The 17,731-nt window shown below is 40.2% G+C and carries 16 protein-coding genes; 3 read left to right on the top strand and 13 right to left on the bottom strand.

The features are described 5' to 3' along the window. Positions 1 to 192: 192 nt before the first annotated feature. The 4 genes from ACJJVX_RS15505 to ACJJVX_RS15490 form a co-directional block, all read right to left on the bottom strand. A complete protein-coding gene (locus ACJJVX_RS15505; RefSeq protein WP_405632272.1) occupies positions 193 to 1,467 on the bottom strand; it encodes a leucine-rich repeat-containing protein kinase family protein in 1,275 nt (424 codons plus the stop codon). 75 nt (positions 1,468 to 1,542) lie between these two features. Continuing rightward, positions 1,543 to 2,256 carry a YebC/PmpR family DNA-binding transcriptional regulator gene (locus ACJJVX_RS15500; protein ID WP_054203503.1) on the bottom strand — a complete coding sequence of 238 codons (714 nt, stop codon included), beginning with the start codon at positions 2,254 to 2,256 and terminating at the stop codon, positions 1,543 to 1,545. A gap of 184 nt (positions 2,257 to 2,440) precedes the next feature. Then, positions 2,441 to 4,504, bottom strand: coding sequence for a M13 family metallopeptidase (locus ACJJVX_RS15495; protein WP_064435492.1), 2,064 nt, complete (start codon positions 4,502 to 4,504; stop codon positions 2,441 to 2,443). 131 nt (positions 4,505 to 4,635) lie between these two features. Further along, positions 4,636 to 6,387, bottom strand: a complete 1,752-nt coding sequence (locus ACJJVX_RS15490) for an ABC transporter ATP-binding protein/permease (RefSeq protein ID WP_054453517.1) — start codon at positions 6,385 to 6,387, stop codon at positions 4,636 to 4,638. 134 nt (positions 6,388 to 6,521) lie between these two features. Here ACJJVX_RS15490 and ACJJVX_RS15485 point away from each other — a divergent pair, with 134 nt between their 5' ends. The 3 genes from ACJJVX_RS15485 (at position 6,522) to secF (ending at position 9,859) form a co-directional block, all read left to right on the top strand. Further along, positions 6,522 to 6,998 carry a hypothetical protein gene (locus ACJJVX_RS15485; RefSeq protein ID WP_405632268.1) on the top strand — a complete coding sequence of 159 codons (477 nt, stop codon included), beginning with the start codon at positions 6,522 to 6,524 and terminating at the stop codon, positions 6,996 to 6,998. A gap of 93 nt (positions 6,999 to 7,091) precedes the next feature. Then, on the top strand, positions 7,092 to 8,936 hold the full coding sequence (secD, locus tag ACJJVX_RS15480; protein ID WP_405632265.1) for a protein translocase subunit SecD: 1,845 nt from the start codon (positions 7,092 to 7,094) through the stop codon (positions 8,934 to 8,936). After that, positions 8,933 to 9,859: a protein translocase subunit SecF gene (gene secF, locus ACJJVX_RS15475; RefSeq protein ID WP_405632263.1), complete on the top strand. Its 927-nt coding sequence runs from the start codon at positions 8,933 to 8,935 to the stop codon at positions 9,857 to 9,859. Before secD ends, secF begins: the two co-directional genes overlap by 4 nt. 50 nt (positions 9,860 to 9,909) lie before the next feature. On the opposite strand, the gene ttcA is transcribed toward secF, so the two are convergent. The 9 genes from ttcA to ACJJVX_RS15430 all read right to left on the bottom strand — a co-directional run bounded on the left by ttcA (position 9,910) and on the right by ACJJVX_RS15430 (position 17,729). Beyond that, positions 9,910 to 10,818: a tRNA 2-thiocytidine(32) synthetase TtcA gene (ttcA, locus tag ACJJVX_RS15470; RefSeq protein WP_054203508.1), complete on the bottom strand. Its 909-nt coding sequence runs from the start codon at positions 10,816 to 10,818 to the stop codon at positions 9,910 to 9,912. Positions 10,819 to 10,899: 81 nt separating this feature from the next. Beyond that, positions 10,900 to 11,826 carry a universal stress protein UspE gene (gene uspE / locus ACJJVX_RS15465; RefSeq protein WP_054453367.1) on the bottom strand — a complete coding sequence of 309 codons (927 nt, stop codon included), beginning with the start codon at positions 11,824 to 11,826 and terminating at the stop codon, positions 10,900 to 10,902. Positions 11,827 to 11,951: 125 nt separating this feature from the next. After that, positions 11,952 to 12,686 carry an FNR family transcription factor gene (locus ACJJVX_RS15460; RefSeq protein WP_054203510.1) on the bottom strand — a complete coding sequence of 245 codons (735 nt, stop codon included), beginning with the start codon at positions 12,684 to 12,686 and terminating at the stop codon, positions 11,952 to 11,954. 41 nt (positions 12,687 to 12,727) lie between these two features. Further along, on the bottom strand, positions 12,728 to 13,399 hold the full coding sequence (locus ACJJVX_RS15455) for a sulfite exporter TauE/SafE family protein (protein WP_405632260.1): 672 nt from the start codon (positions 13,397 to 13,399) through the stop codon (positions 12,728 to 12,730). Next, on the bottom strand, positions 13,392 to 13,559 hold the full coding sequence (gene ccoS / locus ACJJVX_RS15450; protein ID WP_054203512.1) for a cbb3-type cytochrome oxidase assembly protein CcoS: 168 nt from the start codon (positions 13,557 to 13,559) through the stop codon (positions 13,392 to 13,394). The genes ACJJVX_RS15455 and ccoS overlap by 8 nt, the downstream gene beginning before the upstream one ends. Next, positions 13,556 to 15,931 carry a heavy metal translocating P-type ATPase gene (locus ACJJVX_RS15445; protein WP_405632256.1) on the bottom strand — a complete coding sequence of 792 codons (2,376 nt, stop codon included), beginning with the start codon at positions 15,929 to 15,931 and terminating at the stop codon, positions 13,556 to 13,558. The genes ccoS and ACJJVX_RS15445 overlap by 4 nt, the downstream gene beginning before the upstream one ends. A 10-nt stretch (positions 15,932 to 15,941) precedes the next feature. Continuing rightward, on the bottom strand, positions 15,942 to 16,433 hold the full coding sequence (locus ACJJVX_RS15440) for a FixH family protein (protein WP_054203514.1): 492 nt from the start codon (positions 16,431 to 16,433) through the stop codon (positions 15,942 to 15,944). 148 nt (positions 16,434 to 16,581) lie between these two features. Next, positions 16,582 to 17,547 (bottom strand): cytochrome-c oxidase, cbb3-type subunit III, encoded by a 966-nt coding sequence (gene ccoP, locus ACJJVX_RS15435; RefSeq protein ID WP_054203515.1) that lies wholly within the window; start codon positions 17,545 to 17,547, stop codon positions 16,582 to 16,584. Next, a complete protein-coding gene (locus tag ACJJVX_RS15430) occupies positions 17,544 to 17,729 on the bottom strand; it encodes a cbb3-type cytochrome c oxidase subunit 3 (protein WP_054203516.1) in 186 nt (61 codons plus the stop codon). The genes ccoP and ACJJVX_RS15430 overlap by 4 nt, the downstream gene beginning before the upstream one ends. Between the last annotated feature and the right edge of the window lie 2 nt (positions 17,730 to 17,731).

The following is a 17,731-nucleotide window of genomic DNA, read 5'->3' as shown; positions in this document are numbered from 1 at the left end:
TGTATCTTGAGGTGGTTTAGTCAAAATATTTTAAACTAGTGTATTAAAATGGAAGGCTCACTTATTGTTTATTGTGATAGACAATTCGTGAGGGCTCGTTCTCGCTCTGATTGGTATAATTCATGATTTAGCTAAAGCCAGATATTTGAACATAATACACGGCTTACACGTTAAGTAAGCCGTGTATTATTGTTATAGTTTTTCAGTAAGCGCTGTAAGTGTTAATCGCTTTGTAATATCTGTATTCATAGACTGCTGCGCAATTATCACTAAGTGATCGACCCTTGCACTTACTTCATTGCATACATTAAGTAAATCATCTATCAAACAGCCAATCGCTCTTACTTCAATAAGCTGCATTTGCTTACGTTGATAGCCGGTTAATGTCGTCAAATTTGTTGCGGCACCAAAATCGCCAAAAAGCACGTTATGGTCTGCGTTTACCATAATATTATGCGCGTATACATCGCCATGACTTATGTTGTTAGCATGTAAATGGGCAAGTGTATGGATCATCTGCTGTGCAATTAAGGTAATTTCATTTGCACTAAAGTCAGTGTTTTTGGTAAAAGTATCGCGGGTGCAGGTTTCAAGTGATGGTGGTAAACCAAGATTTTGATAATCTTTACTGATCAACTCCATAACCAAGCCAAGTTGCAGTGGGTTATTGATATAAGCAAGTACGTTTATAAGATTATTGTGCTCGCCGGCTTGTAAACAGCAACTAACTTCGTCAAGCGGGTAGCCATCACTCGTGATCGCGCCTTTAAATAGCTTTAACGCGACATTATTGTTTTGCCATTTAGCTAAATGAATTATGCCTGATGCGCCTTCACCAATTTGTTCAACTAAAGAAAACGCTTCAAGCTGAGCTTCAGTGAGTGATACTTGCTGTAAACTTTGGGCTTTATTAAAGTCGTTACCTGCAAATGCAAGCCATGTGAGTTTTGGTAATTCAAATAACCAGTCATCAATATGGGTTAAGTTATTGGCTGATAAGCGCACCAGCTCAAGGCTTTTGCAGTGTTGCATACTGCATGGCAAGGTTGTTAGTCGATTACCTGCCAGAGCCAGTTTACGAAGCTGCGTAAGTTCGCCAAAAGACTCAGGTAACTGTTCAATATGGTTGTCAGTTAATATTAACCACTGGGTTGAGGTTGGCAAACTATGCTCTGCAAATTCAGCTATTTGATTGCCTTTAAACGCAATCATAATAAGCGAAGGGCATTTAGCTAATACTGCCGGAATATGTTTAAACTGATTAAATGATAAAAACACGCGTTTTAGTTTTACGAGGCTAGCAAATTCATCAGGTAAGTCAGCTAAGTTATTGTTTGATAAATCGAGTACTTCGAGGGTATCGGCAAGGGTGAAAATTTCGTCTGGAAATGTGGTTAACTCTTCAACTAGTTGTAGACGTGTTGCACCAGCTAATTTACCAGCGCGAAGATCTTCTAGGGTATTCAAAATGCACATCCATTTGTAATTAAAAAATAAAAAGGCCAATTTAGTTGGCCTTAGTAATCATTTTATTCAATAAAATTAAAACTGTGCGTTGTGATATACGTTTTGTACGTCGTCACAATCTTCTAGCATAGCTAAAAAGCGCTCCATTACTTCAACATCCTCACCTTCAATCGGCGCTTCAATTTGTGGAACAAAAGAGATTAAATCTTCGTCAAATTCAGTAATACCCATTTCTTCTAGGGCAGTGCGGGTATTATTGTATTCTGTGTGCGGTGCAAAAACAGTCACTTTACCTGCTTCAACTTCTACGTCAGTAACATCAACGTCTGCCATCATTAACGCTTCAAGCACGGCTTCGTCGTCATCACCGTCAAATACAAAAATTGCAAGGTGATCAAATAAATGAGAAACCGAGTTTTGTGCGCCAATTTTAGCATTGGCTTTAGTAAAGCATACACGTACGTCAGCAAAAGTACGTTTGTTGTTATCGGTTAAGCAATCAACAATAATCATACAGTTACCCGGGCCATAGCCTTCGTAACGTGTTGCTGAGTAATCTTCACCGCCGCCGCCTTTGGCTTTATCGATTGCGCGGTCAATAACGTGCGCAGGTACTTGATCTTTTTTAGCGCGTTCAATTAAACGACGTAGTGATAAGTTGCCATCAGGATCAGTACCGCCATTTTTAGCACAAATATAAATTTCTTTACCGTACTTTGAGTAAACTTTAGTTTTAGCACCCGCAGTTTTAGCCATTGAATCTTTTTTGTTTTGGTAAGCTCTTCCCATCTGCGTTTCGCCTTAAATATGTTTTTGAAAGTATAAATTTTGTTGTGCGGTATTCTATACCCTAGTCGCTTGGAAATACAGAAATCAGTGGCAATTAAAATAGCTTGAGGTGGGGAAGTTGTTTGATTAAGGGACTAAAAAAATATAACCCGCGCTTGCGGGTTATATTATAAAGATCTTTTAATTACCAAATGCGGACACGTTGGTCTTCAGGTAAATACAAAGCGTCACCTGGTTGTACATTAAATGCTTTGTACCATGCGTCGTGGTTACGCGGTGCTTGGGCTCTAAAGCGACCTGGTGCATGTGTGCCACCACGTAGTTGGTTTAACATACTTTGTTCGGTGCGTTTTTCTTTCCATACTTGTGCCCATGCAAGAAAGAAGCGTTGATCACCTGTTAGACCATCAATAATAGGCGCTTCTTTGCCGTTTAGGCTAAGTTTGTAGGCGTGATATGCCATGGCTAAACCGCCCACATCACCAATGTTTTCACCTAAGCTATTTCGCCCGTTTACAAAGTTTCCAGGAATAGGTTCGTATTGACTGTATTGTGCGGCAAGTTGGTCTGCTTTAGCGTCAAAAGCGGCGCGATCAGCGTCTGTCCACCAGTTACGTTGCACACCATTTTCATCAGATTTTGAACCTTGGTCATCAAAGCCATGGCCCATTTCATGGCCGATAACGGCACCAATACCGCCGTAGTTTACCGCGGCGTCTGCATTTGGATCGAAAAATGGTGGTTGTAAAATGGCTGCTGGGAATACAATTTCATTAAATGAACTGTTGTAATAAGCATTAACACGTTGTGGTGTCATGCCCCAACGGTTGCGGTCTGTTTTCTTAAGTTCTTTTGCAACACTTTCGGCTTGAAAAAACTCACGCATGTTTTTAATGTTGCCAATCAAATCGTTATCGCTAATGCTTAAGCCGTCAAACGATTGCCATACGTCAGGGTAACCAATTTTTGGTACGAAGGCGGCTAATTTTGCACGTGCATTAACTTTGGTTTGTGCACCCATCCAGTCTAGGTTATCAATGCGCTCACCCAATGCCGTGCGTAAATTTTCAACAAGCTCTGACATTTGTTGCTTTGAAGATTCAGGGAAATAACGTGCTACATAGACTTTACCAATAGCAAATCCAAGCGAGTTAGTGCTCGACATTTGGCTGATAGCACGCTTCCAACGTGGGCGAGGCTCTTGTTGTCCGCTTAGTTCTTTACCGTAAAATGCAAAGTTAGTATTAAAAATATCTTCAGAGAGTAAATCAGCATTACCACTTAGGGCATGATACGTTAAATAATCTTTCCATACTGCTAGGTCTTCTTGATTGATCAAGTCAATCATGGCTTTAATTGGCTCTGGTTGAGATACATTTAACTGCGGTACTTTATACCCAGTTTGTGCAAAATATAAATCCCAGTTAAAACCAGGGTACGCTTTAGTAAGTTCAGCGCGGTCGATTTGGTTTAATGTAATATCGCGGTTACGACGTTTCTCGCGAGGCCAGTGACCTTGTGCAATTTTAGTTTCAAGCGCAAGAATTGCTTGAGCACGAGAGGTTGCGTTGTCTACGTCAGCAAATTTCAACATGTCAGCAATGTGTGCGACATACGCTGCGCGCGTTTTAACAAAGCGCTCTGAATCTTCAAGGTAGAACGAACGATCCGGTAGGCCTAAACCGCCAGCACCTAAAGACATTTCATATTTGTTAGGATCTAAACGGTTAAACCACATACCGCCACCTAACGGAGCTTTTACGCCAGTAAGCCACGATTTACCAAATAGCTCAGTCAGGTCATTCGTTGATGATACAGCGTTGATCTCTGTTAATAGTGGTTTTATCGGTGTTACGCCGAGTTTGTTCAGAGTGTCTGTATCCATATATGCATTGTAGAAATCAGCAACTAATTTCTCTTCAGCATTTAAATCTTTGCGTGCTGCGATTTCTTCGATGATTGTTTTAACGCGTTCTTCACTGCGATCAGCAAGTGCAGAGAATGCACCATAACGAGTTTTATCAGCAGGCATGCTGTAGTTGTCGTACCATGTACCGCTGGCGTACATAAAAAAATCATCACCAGGTTTAATTGCTTCATTACGCGCTGATAAATCAACACCAAAGCTACCTAGCTCTGCTTTTGTTGTAGCAGCAACTATTTGTTGCTCTTGTTTTGTTGTCTCAGGCGTTGAGCAGCCTGTAATAAAGGTGGCAGCTAATGCCGCTGCTATTAGGTTCTTCTTCATTGTGTTGTTCCCCTGAACGTTAACTTTATTAATACGTAAATTTGTTTCTATTTTGATTGTTAAGGAATACTAACAACCAGACAATTTTTTTGAGGCGAATCACCTCTGCGCACGATAAAATAACCAGCCTTTTATGCATTGTCTGATTGTTTTTGCTGTAATTCCCACATGCGGGCATATTCACCTTGCAGGGCGAGTAAGTCATCATGCTTGCCTTGCTCGATGACTTGGCCTGCTTTGAGCACGATTATGGTGTCAGCATCCGTGATAGTGGATAGTCTATGAGCAATGACAATACTTGTATGTTCACTGGCTACTTCACGCATTGCACTGAGTATGGCTTGCTCTGAGTGTGAATCTAAAGCAGATGTTGCCTCGTCAAAAATTAAAATAGGGGATTTTTTTAAAATAGCCCGTGCGATTGCGATACGCTGCTTTTCACCGCCTGATACCTTTAATCCACGTTCACCTACAAGCGTTTGGTCACCTTTATCTAGGCTGTTAATAAACGCCCTTAAATGGGCCATATCAATTGCTTTGTTTATTTCATCTGCGCTGGCATCTGGGCGACCGTATGCAATGTTTTCTACAATAGTGGTGTTAAATAACACGGTATCTTGGGGCACAATAGCAATGGCTTGTCTTAGGCTTGCCAGTGTTACCTTATGGATGGGCTGTTCATCAATATAGATTGCGCCGCTGTTGAGTTCATAAAAACGATAGAGCAGGCGAGCAAGGGTACTTTTACCTGCGCCACTGGCACCGACAACGGCGACTTTACTTCCTGCTGGCACGTTAAAACTCAACTCATTCAAAATTGGCCGATCGCTGTCATAATGAAACTTAACATTTTCAAAGCGAATAGCGCCTTGTGTTAATGTTAAAGGTTCTGCTCCAGGACCATCATTAATGCTTGGTTTACGTGTTAATAGCCCTAGCATGTTTTCAAGATCAGTGAGGGCGCGGCGTATTTCTCTGTACACAAACCCTAAAAAGTTCAGAGGTAAAAATAGTTGGATCATGTAGGCGTTGATCATCACTAATTCACCAATTGTTAGTGTGCCAGTGACGACCTCTAACGCGCCTAGCCACATGAGTACCGTGATAGCTGCGGCAATGATCAAGGCTTGGCCAGAATTAAGCGCAAGTAACGATAAGCGATTTTTTAATCGTGCTTGTTCCCAACGTGCTAAAAAAGTGTCGTATGTTGAGGCTTCATATTCTTCGTTATTAAAATATTTTACCGTTTCGTAATTTAGTAAGCTGTCTATGGCACGGGTATTGCTGTTGTTATCTGCTTGATTAGCTTCACGAATAAAGCGGTTTCGCCATTGTGTAACGACCACTGTAAAAGTGATGTAAAGTGCAACTGCGAGTAAGGTGACTAACGCAAACCAAGGCGAAAATAAAGTAGCAAAAATAACCGCGACTATCAGAATTTCAAATAGCGTAGGTATAATATTAAACATTAAAAATCGCATTAAGAAACTCAACCCGCTGGTACCGCGTTCAATGTCACGGCTTATACCGCCAGTTTGTCTATCAAGATGAAATGCCAGCTCTAATGAGTGCAGGTGCTTAAATACTTTTAAACCAATATGACGCATGGCATGCTCAGTGACGCGGCCAAACAAGGCATCGCGTACTTCACCAAAAAATACGCTTGCAAAGCGCAGCCCACCGTACAGTAATAGTAATGCGACTGGCACTAGAATAATGTCTTGTAGGTTAGCATCTACGCTGTCGATTATTTCTTTCAGCGCCCATGGCATAAGTAAAGTTGCACCTTTTGCGGCAATCAAAGCTAATGCAGCAAGTGTTACACGGCCTTTAAATACCACAAGGTATGGCCACAATGTAAGAATGCTTTGTTTTAGGTTCATTGCATCTGGATGTTTACTCGTTTGCGTACGTTTGCCCATACCGCGCATGATTTTCCCTTGAAAGTTAAATAGAGCTATTGAATTTTACTAATAGACACCCAATAATAGTGGGGTAACTTACTTTAGATTAAAAAATGACTCAACTTCGCTTATTTATCACTGCTTTAATTTTATTTGCTGCGCTATTTAGTGTGCAGGCAAATGCTGTTGACGGTAATAACGATGTTGTGCAAAAGAATAATGTTAACGTGATGTCTGTGTTAGATAATACACCAGATAGTATTATAAACTCCTACCTATCTGTTTCAAAATCTGCATTTGTAAAAAATAGCGTTAAAAAACAGCCTGAAGATTTAGGTTTTAAAGCTTTACAGCCTCGTTTAACGGCAAATAACTCATCTTTGTTTTTATATCAACGTCAAGTTGAACCAAACTATGAAACTATATTTGAATTTTTTGCCCCAAGTCTTGCGCGTGAGCTTTATTTACGCCCCCTTGAGCCACCCATTATATCTCCTTGGTTTATTGTTTATGAAGGCAAAAAGTCACGTATAAGCGGCTGGAAAGACGCTAATTTACAATATAGTGCAACGCGTACCTACCATATTTAATTTTTCTTTATAATTTTTCGGTTTGAACAACAAATAAATTAATGCGCCTGCATGGCGTGAAATCGGTGCGCGCGCCGGTTTAAAGGACGAATTATGTTAAAAAAATCATTAAAGAAACCGCTATTACAGCGTTTTAAAATTAGCTATGTAGCAATGTTCATTGCACTACTATTATTAGCTGTTAGTGCGTTACCAAATTTATACCCCTCTAAGTCATGGCTTAATATCTCTATTGAGAGTCAGTCGCAGTTAATTAAGAATATACCTTCACAAAAATCAGTCATCGACTTTTTAAATCAGCATAACTTTATGGTTGATCAATCCACCTTGGGGTCAAAATCGGATTCATCCTCTATTAATGTGTTGCTGCAAGTACCTACCAAAAGTGCGGCAGCGCAGCGGGCATTGAAAAGTGAATATCCTTATTTTGATGTAAAAATAGTAACTCATCAAACAAGCCCTGCTTGGTTACAACAGCTTGGTTTAGAACCGATAAAGTTAGGCCTAGATTTAAACGGAGGTGTATTGTTTGTTTTGGATGTGGATTTAGTAAAAGCGCAACAAGAGCAGCTAGATAGCGCTTACGAGCAAACAAAAAGCATTATTCGTGATGAAAAAGCACGGGGTGTTCGAGTGCAAAAAAACGAACAAGGTTTTGAGCTACATGCTTTACGCAGTGCAAAAGAGAGCTTGATTGGCGTACAAGCGCAAGTACTAAAACGTTTTCAGCGCTTAGTTGCAACTAAGCAAACACAAGGAAGTATGACCACAGTGGCGTTTAGTTTTAGTGAACAAGGAAGTAGCACTTTTAATAAAGAGGTTATGAGTCAAACATTAACAACGCTTAGAGGGCGCATTGAGGAGCTTGGTATCACCGAAGCACTCACACAGCGCCAAGGCAAGCAACGCATTAGGATTGAATTACCTGGTGTGCAAGATCCTGCAGAAGCTAAGCGAATTATTGGCGCTACGGCATCTCTTGATTTTTATCAGCTAAAAGAGATCGGCGGTAAAACCTTTAACCTACAAAATGGCGGGACGATTAATTTAGATCCCATTGTTATTTTTTCAGGCCAGCATATTAATAATGCTCACTCTGGGCGAGATGAGTGGGGAAAACCTTTGGTGCAATTGAGCTTAGATAACCAAGGTGGGGAGGCGATGTCAGCGTTTTCAAAACGCAATATCGGTAAGCCAATGGCCACTGTGTATTCTGAATATTATAAAAATGCGCAGGGTGAGGTGGTCAAAAAAAGCGAAGTGATAAATGTGGCAAATATTGCTCAGCATTTAAGTCGTCAATTCAGTATTACTAATATGCAAAGCCCACAAGCAGCGCAAGACTTAGCATTGTTACTACGTGCAGGTTCATTAACTGCGCCTGTCACAATTGTGCAAGAACAAACGATTGGGCCAAGTCTTGGCGCTGAAAACATCACGAATGGTTTAGCTGCGCTGATGCTGGGAATGGGGATCACACTTGCTTTTATGGCTATTTGGTATCGTGGCTTAGGGCTGGTGGCTAATGTCGCACTGGTGCTTAATTTAACAGCTTTGGTTGGCTTAATGTCACTGTTACCAGGGGTTGTGTTGACCTTGCCTGGGATCGCGGGTTTAGTACTGACCATTGGTATGGCTGTAGATACGAATGTGATTATTTTTGAACGTATTAAAGAAGAGCGTCGTAAAGGGCGTGCACCATATCAAGCGATAGAGCAGGGTTATCAGCAAGCATTTACAACTATTTTTGATGCCAATATTACGACCATGATCACTGCAATTATTTTATTTAGCATTGGTTACGGGCCGATTAAAGGCTTTGCGATCACGCTTGCGCTTGGTCTGATCACGAGTGTATTTACAGGTGTTTATGTTTCAAAGGCGTTAAGCCAAGCTGTGTATCTTAAATTAACGAGCAAAACAGGAGCACAGGCATGAAAAAAACTTACTCTAAAATAAAAACGGGCACCACCTTACGCTTATCGGGTTTGGTCTTTAGCATTTTACTTATTATTTTTTCAGTGACGGGTATTGCGACAAAAGGGCTCAATTTTGGTCTTGATTTTACAGGTGGTTATTTAACTGAATTTACGACATCAATAGCGATGAGTGAAGCTCAAATGGCGCAGAAGCTAAGCCATTACCACCCCGATGAGTTTACTTTAAGTGCGCAATCTAACCAACATTTTCAATTAAGAGAATCAGCGCAGGCAAGCAATACGCCATGGCTACAATCATTAACGCAAGACGATACGTTAGGTGTTCAGGTTGTGTCATCGTCTTATTTAGGCTCGCAAGTTGGTGACGAGTTATTTGATGAAGGTCTTTTAGCGTTGTTCTGTGCAATGGTTGCGGTCATGATTTATTTGGCACTGCGGTTTGAGTGGCGTTTAGCATTGGGCGCGGTGGTTGCCTTAATGCATGATGTAATTGTCGTAGCGGGTATTTTTGCATGGCTGCAACTTGATTTTAATTTAACGGTATTAGCAAGCTTGTTAGCCATTATTGGTTATTCATTAAATGATTCAATTATTGTGGCTGATAGGGTACGTGAATTGTTACGCTTAGATACAAAAATGCAAAAAACCAGTGTTAATACTGTTATTAACGAGTCAATTAAAAGCACCTTAACGCGTACTTTGATCACCTCAGGAACGACACTGGCTACAGTTGCAAGCGTATGGCTATTAGCGGGAGCGCCATTAGAAGGTTTTGCAATTGCACTATTTACAGGGATATTAGTAGGGACGTTATCCTCTATTTGTATTGCGGTGACATTGCCGCAACTACTAGGTTTAACACATGAAAATTATCAAACTAAATTGGATGAAAAAAGCCAAACTTTGCTAGATATGCCTTAAAATAAATAAAAACCGCAGCGAATAAGCTGCGGTTTTCAGTATTATGACTATTAACTAAGGTTTATAGTAACGACTTCGGCAGTATCTTGCTGCGAGTCTTGTGAAGGCTGTTTTGGGATCTCAGGTTTATCTAATGCGATATCCCCACCGTCAATCACTTCACCCGTTTTTAAATTCTTAAAATCAAATAATTTATTATCCGCTAAGTGCGATGGGGTGACATTTTGCATCGCAGTAAAAATACTTTCAACACGCCCTGGGTGCTCTATATCCCACTGAGCTAGCATTGCTTTGGTATGTTTACGTTGTAAGTTTTCTTGCGAACCACACAAATTACATGGAATGATAGGGTATGCTTGACTGATGGCGTATTGTTCTATATCAGCTTCTTTACAATAAGCTAGCGGACGAATAACCATGTGCTCGCCGTTATCGCTCATTAATTTAGCTGGCATACTTTTAAGTTTTCCGCCGTAGAACATGTTTAAGAACAGTGTTTCAATCATGTCGTCACGGTGATGGCCTAACGCTATTTTGGTAGCGCCCATTTCGTTTGCAGTGCGGTATAAAATACCACGGCGTAAACGCGAACATAAAGAGCAGGTGGTTTTGCCTTCAGGAATAATATCAGTGACGATGCTGTAGGTATCTTCTTCAACAATCTTATATTCTATATCTTGAGTATCTAAGTACTCAGGTAACACATGTTCAGGAAACCCTGGTTGCTTTTGATCAAGGTTAATAACAAACAGCTCGAACTTGATTGGTGCAACACGTTGGAGATGTTTAAGCATATCAAGTAGGGTGTAACTATCTTTGCCACCAGATAGGCAGACCATGATACGGTCGCCTTCTTCAATCATATTGAAGTCCATAACCGCTTGACCGGTTTGACGACGTAAGCGTTTTTGTAACTTAGATAAGCTGTGTTGAGCTTTGGCTTGAACAGAATGCGACATTACGCCCCCTTGTGAACTATGCGTAAAAATAAGGGGCGCATTATACGCCGAAAGCAGCAATGCTCAAAACATATTTATAGCTTAATTTTTTGTTAATGGGCTGACGTAGCCATCGGGTTTAAGCGCTAATACATCGCAATCGAGGCTATCGATTACATGCTCGGCTGTATTTCCCACTAATGCAGCGCTTAACCCAGTGCGCCCTACAGTACCAATAACCACTAATTCGCTATTTAAACGCGCAGCAACATCAGGAATAACATCTTCGGGTAAGCCTTCTTCAATGGCACACGCTTGGTGTGAAATATTATGTTTGCTAGCCAGCGTATGTGTTGATTCTATATGATGCTTTTTGACTGATTCGTTATATACGCTTGGGTTGAACTCAGGTATTTCGATCGCAATGTTTACAGGCGTTGCTGGATAAGCATTCACAAGGCTTAATTTTGCGTTAGCAAGTTCACATAAAAATTGGGCATCTTTAATAATTCGGTTGTTAAGTGCAAGATGCTGTTCATTCTCACTAATTGCGTTTACGGCTGCAAGAATATTCCCGTTCTCTGGCCACGCATGTTCTTTGACGAGTAACACAGGTGCTGGGCATTTTCGGATCAAGTGCCAGTCGGTTGGGGTAAAAATAACAGATTTAAGAGTGTCATGTTTATGCGTGCCTTTAATGACGATATCAAATTGCTCGCTGATCACTGTATCTATAATGGCTTCATAAGAGCGATTATGCCAAACAACTTTACTTTGTATTTTAATGTCAGGGTATTGGGCTAAAATTTCATCAAGCCATGCTTGGCGATCTTTAACCACGGCATTACGCATTGCTTCGCGCTCATCGCCAGAGAGCATAGTTGTCATTTCATATGAAAAGTCGTAAATGCTCATAAAAGCAGTGATAACGGCACCAGACTTTTTGGCTAAATCAATAGAGCGAGATAAACCATGCTGAGAATCAACGGTTGGGTCAATAACGGCAAGTATGCGTTTGAGGGTGTTCATGAGCTGTTCCTTAACTACTGTATACCTATCGAAGGATATAATTTACATTTCAGACTCATTAGAGTGTAACGTAAATAGCGAGTAGTTAAAGTAACAGCATACTTTATGTTGTGCTAGATCAAGGTTTATTTCGGGTGGATAGCTGCGGCATCACGTAATCCATCACTGTCGAGGATTGTAATGAACTTACCCTCAACTTTTATTAGGTCTGCTTTTTGAAAGCGGCTTAACAGTCGGCTAATTGTTTCGACAGTAAGACCTAGATAATTACCAATTTCACCTCTTGTCATCGTAAAGCGAAACTCTTTACGCGAAAAGCCACGCTCACCAAAACGATTTGATAAATTATAAATAAAACTAGCTAAACGTTCTTCAGCAGACTTTTTATTTAGTAGCAACAACATTTCTTGATCATAGTTAATTTCATTGCTCATTAAACGCATAATTTGTTGACGTAGTTTAGGCAATTTACCTGACAGTTCATCTAATGTATCAAATGGAATTTCGCATACCATTGAAGTTTCTAGTGCTTGCGAAAAGCTTTGGTGGGCCATTTTATTAATAGCATCAAAACCAACTAAATCACCGGCTAAGTGAAATCCTGTTATTTGTTCATCGCCTTGCTCAGATAAAGTATATGACTTAAATGAACCTGAACGAACAGCAAAAATGGCATTTAAACGCGCACCTGATTCAAATAAAAAGTCGCCTTTGTGCAGTGGTTTTTTACGTTCGATGATTTCATCAAGTTTATCCATTTCTTGACCATTGAGTGTAAAAGGTAAGCATAATTGACTGATACTGCAATTGTTACAGCTAATCGTGCAGTTAGTCTTTGCTTTATTGTGTGATAAATTCATCTGTTATATCCATAAAATGTCGGCGCACTAGTCCCTTTAGATTAATGCACTAGCTTGTCAGTTGCAATAATAAGTAGATAAACGCCATACCAAATCAGTAGGCTGCCCATCGTTATCCGCGCCCAAGGGTGATTAAGTAGCTTATGCAATGCTTGTGCGCCCATACCTATACTGAGCATCGCAGGGAAGGTGCCTAGAGCAAAAAATAGCATAACCAGCGCGCCTTCAAATGCGCTATTGCCGGTCATCGCCCAAGTTAATGCAGAATACACTAAGCCACACGGTAACCATCCCCATAATACGCCGTAACCTAGGGCTTTAGGAAGTGAGTTAATAGGCATTAAAAATTTATTTAGTTTAACAATATGCTGCCATACCATTATTTTTCCGAGCGATTCTAGCCATTTCAAACTTGCACCTAAACGCATTACGTAAAGGCCAACTAAAATCATAAAAAGTCCACTTAAAAATGCCAATGCAAGAGAAAGCCAATGGCTTTGATTAGCGAAATGGCTGCTTAAACCCGCCACAAGTGCACCTGCGGCCATGTAACTGGCAGCTCGACCAAGGTTGTAGGCGATTGAAAAGTAGATTGGTTTTGTTTTATCAGTTGCAAGCTGTAAAGAACTGGCAATACCACCGCACATAGCTATGCAGTGGCCACTACCAATGAGACCCATCACAAATGCACTAATAAATAGAGGGTCAATCATTACTTTTGTTATGTTGTTCTTTATCATCTTCAAACAAGATACTATGGCCTTGTTTATTTAAATCAGAAAACTGTTCGCCACGGACAGCCCAGAAAAAAACACCAATTGCGATCATAACGAATAATATAGCAATTGGAATTAGGATATAAATTATACTCATAACTTTAATAACCTCAGGGAGTTACAGATCACAATAATGGAACTTGTGGACATACCAATCACTGCCATCCAAGGCGCTACTAAGCCCAATGCTGCAAGTGGCAGGATAGAACCATTATAAAGCAACGACAGTGCTAAGTTTTGTTTAATTATCCGCCGTGTTTTTTTAGATACGATAAGCAAATGCTCAATTGCGGCTAAGTCACTGTTAAGTAAAACTACGTCAGCTGTATTTTTTGAAATATCAGCACCTGTATCCATTGCAATTGACAAGTGAGCGCTGTTAAAGACAGGACTGTCGTTTACGCCGTCGCCCACCATAGCAACAATTTCATTTTGCTTTGACCAAAGTTCAACTTCACTTTGTTTATCTTGAGGCAGACAACCTACTTTGAAACTATCCAACTTTAACCTTTGAGCAATCTGTTGCCCCGCACTCGACGCATCCCCTGTTAACATATGGCATGTTAAGCCTTGAGCTTGCAAAGAGGCGATTAAGGGTGCTGCATTGTCTTTTACTTCATCAATAAAGTAAAAATTTGCGACAGGCTGTTTATCAACATAAAAAGTTGCTTGTGCATTACATTTACTGTTATCGAACCAGCCACTCTTACCGATAGCGTAATGATGATTATCATCGTGACCAGAAATACCAAGCCCTGGGTGCACGTTAATATCATATAAATGGCGCTGCTCAGGTGTGTACTTATTAAATGCTGTCGCGATAGGGTGCTCTGAATAGCTTTCAAGTTGGGCAGCAAGAGCCAATACTTGTTGTTTAGAGATACTATCAACCAATAAATCAACAGAGTCTATACTGAAACGCCCTTGAGTTAATGTGCCTGTTTTATCAAATGCAACACGTGTTAATTGTGGTAATGTTTCAAGTACATGAGCTTGTTTTATCAGTATCCCTTTGCGAGTTAACGTTGCGACTGCACAGGTCAATGCGGTTGGAATAGCTAAACTCAACGCACAAGGACATGTTGCGACAAGCACAGCAATAGTGATCCAAAACGCATGTGCGGGGTCAACTTGATACCAACCAATGGCTGTTAATGAAGCAAAAACTAATAAACAAGCGACAAACCACTGCGCAACTTTATCTGTTATTTCAACTAACTTAGGGCGTGTGGCGAGTGCGCTGTGTTGTAGTTTAATGATTTGGTTAAGTAAGGTATTTTGGCCTATCTTGTTTATTTCAATTGTGATCACACCATCATGATTTACAGTGCCAGCAAATACTTGATGGTCAATGTATTTCTTAACAGGTAAATGCTCTCCCGTCATCATGGATTCGTCAACCGTTGTGGTGCCCGAGCAGATAACGCCATCGGCTGGAATGGTTTCACCAGGCTTTATTAACACGCGATCATTTAGCTTTAATTTTTTAGCCGCAATTATATGTTCTTGGTCGTCTTTATCTAACGTGCGAGCGGTTAAAGGTAATAGTTTTTGTAAGTTCGCAGTAAATTCACTTGCTTTGAGACGAGCGCGAAACTCTAGATATTTACCGAGTAAAAGTAAGAAGGTAAACATGCAAATAGATTCAAAGTATACTTCACCGACTTGCATAACTGTGGCGTAACTACTGGCAATATAAGCACCAAATATTGCTAATGATACGGGCAAATCCATATTCAATTGTTTTGCTTTAAGGCCATTAATCGCATTAGTTAAAAAGGGTAACGCACTATATAAAATAACAGGGGAGGCAAGGATTAGGCTGATCCAGCGGAAATATTGCTCAAAATTTTCTTCCATGCCTGAAAACATACCGAAGTACATTGCAAATGCAAACATCATCACTTGCATTGTCATCAAACCAGCGACACCTAATCGGCGTATATAGGCTTTAGCGACTAACTGTTTTTGACTTGCTTCTATATCAGCTTGAAAAGGGTAGGCTTTATAGCCAATTTCCATTAATGATTTGATTAATTCACTTAGTGGAGTACGTTCTTTGTCCCATTGGATCATAGCGCGATTAGTTGATGTATTTACATCGACTCGTTTAATCGCCGGTATATTTAATAATTGTTTTTCAATTAGCCACGCACAAGCTGCGCACGTAATCCCTTCAACAGTTAGTAATACCTCACTAATATCATTAGTCTGAGATATAAATTCGTCTTGAATATCGGGGTTATCATAACTGGTGATGAAGGCCAATTGCTCTGGAACGAGCTGCTGAACTTTACCTGCTCGAACAGTCCTAAATTTATAATAGTCAGTCATACCTTGACTGACTATTGTCTCGGCTACAGTTTGGCAGCCAATGCAGCACATTGGTTGTTCGCTACCATCAATATTAACGGTAGCGCTAAAGCCTGAAGGCACACTTTCAAGGCAATGAAAGCAATTATTAGACATAATACTTGGACTACTTATATTCAGGGCTTATAGAAATACTTTGCTCACTTGGCAAAGTAATGTTTTCTTTTAGTTTCCAGCTACCATCAACGGGCTCGATAAATACAGTGTATGTTCCATTTACAAAACTAGGAATAATGGCTGTGAATTCACTTTTTGCGTTGGGCGTCAGGTGTATATCAAAATCATGAGCTTGGATTGTTCTATGATAAAATGATAACTTTAAAGAGTGAATATTGCTTGTGTCACCCTTGGTAAATTTAAAACTTACTTTATCTGCTTCAACACCAAGTTCACCATGCAAGTATAAAGCCTTTGCTTTATCAAATTTACTCAGTTCTAAATTAATCGCTTTACCTTTTTTATAATAATCATCGACGACCATATCGGGGCCATTCCCAATTGCCGTAATAAATAATGATATGCAGCCAATGATAGTAATTGCTGGGAAAAAGATTAAGAACCAAGGCCAGAAATTTTTATACCAAGGAGTAGGGTTCATAAGTAAGCTTAATTTGTTTACGGTGTAGGTATTTTATAGGATTTGAATTAAAAAGACTAAAAAAAAGCCTCCAGATGGAGGCTTTTTTGATCTTAATTAATCTATTGAATTAAAAGATTAATATTTAAACATTTAATTAACGTTTTGCTTATTTATCTTGCGATAAACTGTAAACATAAGCCGTTAATAGATGAACTTTGTCTTCACCTAAAATGTCTTTCCACGCAGGCATTACACCAGCACGACCGTTATTTAATGTTTCTTCAACAGCACGTTGAGAACCACCATATAACCAGATGTTATCTGTTAAGTTAGGAGCACCAAATGGTAAGTTATGGGCAACAGAACCTTTACCATCAACACCATGACATGCAGCACACATGGCAAACTTAGCTTCACCTGCTTTCGCATCTTTTTGGTTAACAGTACGACCTGATAAGCTTAAAACATGCGCGGTCATTTCTTTAACGCCTTGTTCGCCTAAAGCAGCACCCCATGGTGGCATTGCAGCAACACGACCATAAAGTAGTGTTTCTTTAATTTTGTCAGGCGTGCCGCCGTATAACCAGTCTTTATCCGTTAGGTCAGGGAAGCCGTGACCACCACGAGCATCTGAACCGTGACACTGCGAACAGTTCTGAGCGTATAAGCGTTGACCAATTTCAAGTGCTTTGTCGTCTTTAACAAGCATTTCAATATCTTGGCTAGCATAGCCTTCAAATATAGGGCCAAAACGTTTATCTGCATCAACAAATTCTTGATCTAATTGAACTCGCTGACCGTTAGCTAGTGCATCTTCAGTTGCCTTTTTAGACTCTTCTAAAGAAGTAATACCTTGGTTAGAACTAGTCCATTTAAATACGCCTTCCCAATTACCTAAACCTGGGTAAGCGGCAAGGTAGTATACTGACCATGCAAATGTTGCAAAGAACATGTAAGTCCACCACTTAGGCAGTGGGTTGTTTAGTTCTTCAATCCCATCAAACTCATGCCCACAGCTTTCACCCTCTTCAACCCCAGCGTAGTTCTTTAAGTTCCACACTAGTAGGCCAAAAATAATAAATAGGCACGCAAGGGTTAATACAATAACCCATATACTCCAAAAGCTAGTCATTTCTCAGACCCCTTTTCCTCGTTAGAGATTGTTTTGTTATGCTCTTTTTCATCTTCGAAAATGGCATTAGCAGCACTGTCAAAGCGTGTTTTGCTACGCTTGCTGAATGCCCACACAACAATAACAATAAATAATACTAAAATTATCAGAGTTAAAACGCCTCTGTATGTTCCGTAATCCATAA

Origin of the sequence: Pseudoalteromonas sp. Ld20 (genome assembly GCF_045064175.1) — a bacterium.
Classification (GTDB): domain Bacteria; phylum Pseudomonadota; class Gammaproteobacteria; order Enterobacterales; family Alteromonadaceae; genus Pseudoalteromonas; species Pseudoalteromonas neustonica.
This window is presented reverse-complemented; position numbering and strand designations above follow the sequence as displayed.